The sequence below is a fragment of the Streptomyces sp. NPDC018964 genome (genome assembly GCF_044390325.1).
Taxonomy (GTDB): Bacteria; Actinomycetota; Actinomycetes; order Streptomycetales; family Streptomycetaceae; genus Streptomyces.
Genome location: NZ_JBIRYZ010000065.1, coordinates 1 through 2,580, shown reverse-complemented (window position 1 = coordinate 2,580; position 2,580 = coordinate 1). Strand labels below are relative to the sequence as shown.

The window sequence follows — 2,580 nt, the reverse complement described above, 5'->3', positions numbered from 1 at the left end:
CATCGCTCCGGCAGCGGATCGTGTCCTGAGCCGTGAGTACCGTTGTCCTGGTACGGGGGGGCATGACTGAAATCGGCCGCCGGACGGCCGGGGGGTGCCCCTATGTGTTTGGTCAAGGTGGTGGGTGCCGGGCGAGGGCCGTCTGGCACTCTGCCTGCCATGAGTGATGAAGCGCGTGTGCAGGAATCAGCCGATGAGGGCATGCGTCCGTGCGTCTTCTGTAATCACCCTGTCGTGATCGACTGTCTCGACGAATGGGATTGCCCGGTGTGTGGCGTGCCCGATGAGGATCAGCCTGAGGCGGCGGGACTGGGTTCGTAGAAGGTTCCGTCGCGGAGCATGGCGAAGAGGACGTCGGCCCGGCGCCTGGCGAGGCAGAGCAGGGCTTGGGTGTGGTGCTTTCCTTGGGCGATCTTCTTGTCGTAGTAGGTGCGGGAGGCCGGGTCGGCCAGGGCGGCGAACGCGGAGAGGAAGAAGGCCCGTTTGAGCTGCTTGTTTCCTCTCCGGGATGGTTGTTCGCCGCGGATCGACGAGCCTGAGCTGCGGGTTGCCGGGGCGAGACCGGCGTAGGCGGCGAGGTGGGCGGCGGACGGGAAGCTGGATCCGTCGCCGACATCGATGAGGATCCGTGCTCCGGTCCTGACGCCGATCCCCGGCATGGACGTCAGGACCTTGGAAAGAGGGTGTGCCTCCAGCAGTTCCTCGATCCTCGTGGCCAGCAGTTTCCGCTGGTCAAGCACTGCCTGGAGCGAGCTGGCGAGGCTGGGAACGATCAGTGCGGCCGCGTCCGTGCCCGGGACGACGACGGTCTGCTCGTCCAGTGCGGTGAAAATGTCCTCGACCAGCCGTTCGGCCATCCGCGGTGCCTTCGGACGTATCAGCGTCACGAGCCGGCGCCGTCCGGCTTTGCGGATCTGGGCGGGTGAGCCGAACTGGTCGAGGAGTTTGAGCACGGCCGGATGCTGCACTCGCGGACCCAGGACCCGCTCGAGCGATGGGTGGATCTGCGTGAGCAGGCCCCGCAGGCGGTTGCTGATGCGGGTGGCCTCCCCGGCCAGGTCGTCATCGAAGCCGACGATCATCTCCAGCTCGGCGATGGTCTCGTCTCCGAGCTCGACCGAGCGGAGGGTGTGAGGCATGACGCGGGCCGCGTCGGCGATGACGAACGCGTCGCGGGCGTCGGTCTTGGCCTCACCGGGATAGAGATCGGCGATCCGCCGCATCGTGAGTCCGGGCAGATAGGCGACCGGGCAGCCCATGTCTCTCGCGACTGCCAGCGGCAGGGCGCCGATCGAGGCCGGCTGGTCGACCACGACGAGCACGCTCCCGTGCTTGGCCTGCAGTTTTCCGAAGACCTCGCGGAGCTTCGGTTCGCTGTTGGGCAGCCGTTTGTCGAAGGCTTTCTTCCCGGCCGGGGTGACGGCGGTGGCGTGGTGTTCGCCCTTGCCGACGTCCAGGCCGAGGAAGACGCCGATGTCGCTGACGTCGATCACGTGCTTCCTCCGGTTGTCCCCGCCCGGCCGTCCCACGGCACCGATCGCCACATCCACATTACGAAGAGCCTCCCGACCTGCGGAAAGGCCGGTGGTCATGCCCCTAATCAGCGGTCTGTCGATGCCTCCAGAGCCGGTGACACCACCCCCCAGGCCATGTGTTCGACAGGGGGAGAAAGTCATGCCAACTCCGGAGGCCGGGCGCCCCGTTGCGGGGCCATCAAGAAGGTAATGGGGAAGTCGATGGCCACTCGGGTGGATCCGCGGTGGCGGATATGGCAGATCAAGCCCCTGGCCGGCATCTGGCACATCGACCAGCTCACCGGCGAAATACCCGGTGGTGCCCGGCAGGGACTGTCCTGCGGTGACGGCGCCAAAGAGTCCGCGGATCCAGACTGGACCGAGGCAGAACTGTCCGCCGGCCACCTCTTCGGCCCCGGAGAGGTGACCCGTCACCGCCGGGTGATGGCCCACCGCGGCCTGTCCCGCCCCGAAGAAGTGACCTGCTGGAGGTGACCTGCTGCCTGACCCACACCCCCCACCACCGGCGAGGTCGCCGAGCCGGCCCAGGCGGCCGGCTCCCGCCGGGCGATGCAGGAGTGCTTCCAGGCGCGAAGGACGAGTGCGGACTGGAGAAGTACGAGGTCCGCCGCTGTCCCGGCTGGCATCGGCACGTCACCCCGGCGGTGCTCGCCCACGCCGGTCTGAGCGCACTCGTCGCCCAGGCCGGCTGCGATGCCGCACAGGGGGCCGCACAAACAGCTCAGCGCTCGTCCCGCTCACCCGCGCACTGAAACCGGCCGGCCCGGAGAAGACGCCGCCAGGCCGTCCCCCTTTCCGCCGCCACCACCGAAAACGCAGCTCAGGACACCAACCGCTGCCGGAGTATCAGGCACCACCGGCGGATCGTCCCGTAGGAGACGATCCGCCGCGCTCACACGTCAACTCCTCGGCCCCGCAAAAGCCGGGCGGGATCCTGAAGTACAGCCGCGGGGGGGGGTGCCTCTATGTCCTTCGTCAAGCGAGTCGAGGGGTCCTCGGCTCGTAGAAGGTTCCGTCGCGGAGCATGGCGAACAGGACGCTGATG

Annotated in this window: 3 protein-coding genes; 2 read left to right on the top strand and 1 reads right to left on the bottom strand. The window is 67.8% G+C overall.

Annotation, left to right across the window (positions count from 1 at the left end):
* Positions 1-290: 290 nt before the first annotated feature.
* Positions 291-1,493: an IS110 family transposase gene (locus ACH5AO_RS37180; RefSeq protein ID WP_398932562.1), complete on the bottom strand. Its 1,203-nt coding sequence runs from the start codon at positions 1,491-1,493 to the stop codon at positions 291-293.
* A gap of 243 nt (positions 1,494-1,736) precedes the next feature.
* Here ACH5AO_RS37180 and ACH5AO_RS37175 point away from each other — a divergent pair, with 243 nt between their 5' ends.
* Together ACH5AO_RS37175 and ACH5AO_RS37170 are read left to right on the top strand one after the other, a co-directional pair.
* Positions 1,737-2,009, top strand: a complete 273-nt coding sequence (locus tag ACH5AO_RS37175; RefSeq protein WP_398932561.1) for a hypothetical protein — start codon at positions 1,737-1,739, stop codon at positions 2,007-2,009.
* An 83-nt stretch (positions 2,010-2,092) separates the two neighbouring features.
* The gene (locus ACH5AO_RS37170) at positions 2,093-2,287 is read left to right on the top strand and encodes a hypothetical protein (protein WP_398932559.1); all 195 of its coding nucleotides are present in this window, start codon (positions 2,093-2,095) and stop codon (positions 2,285-2,287) included.
* Positions 2,288-2,580 lie beyond the last annotated feature (293 nt).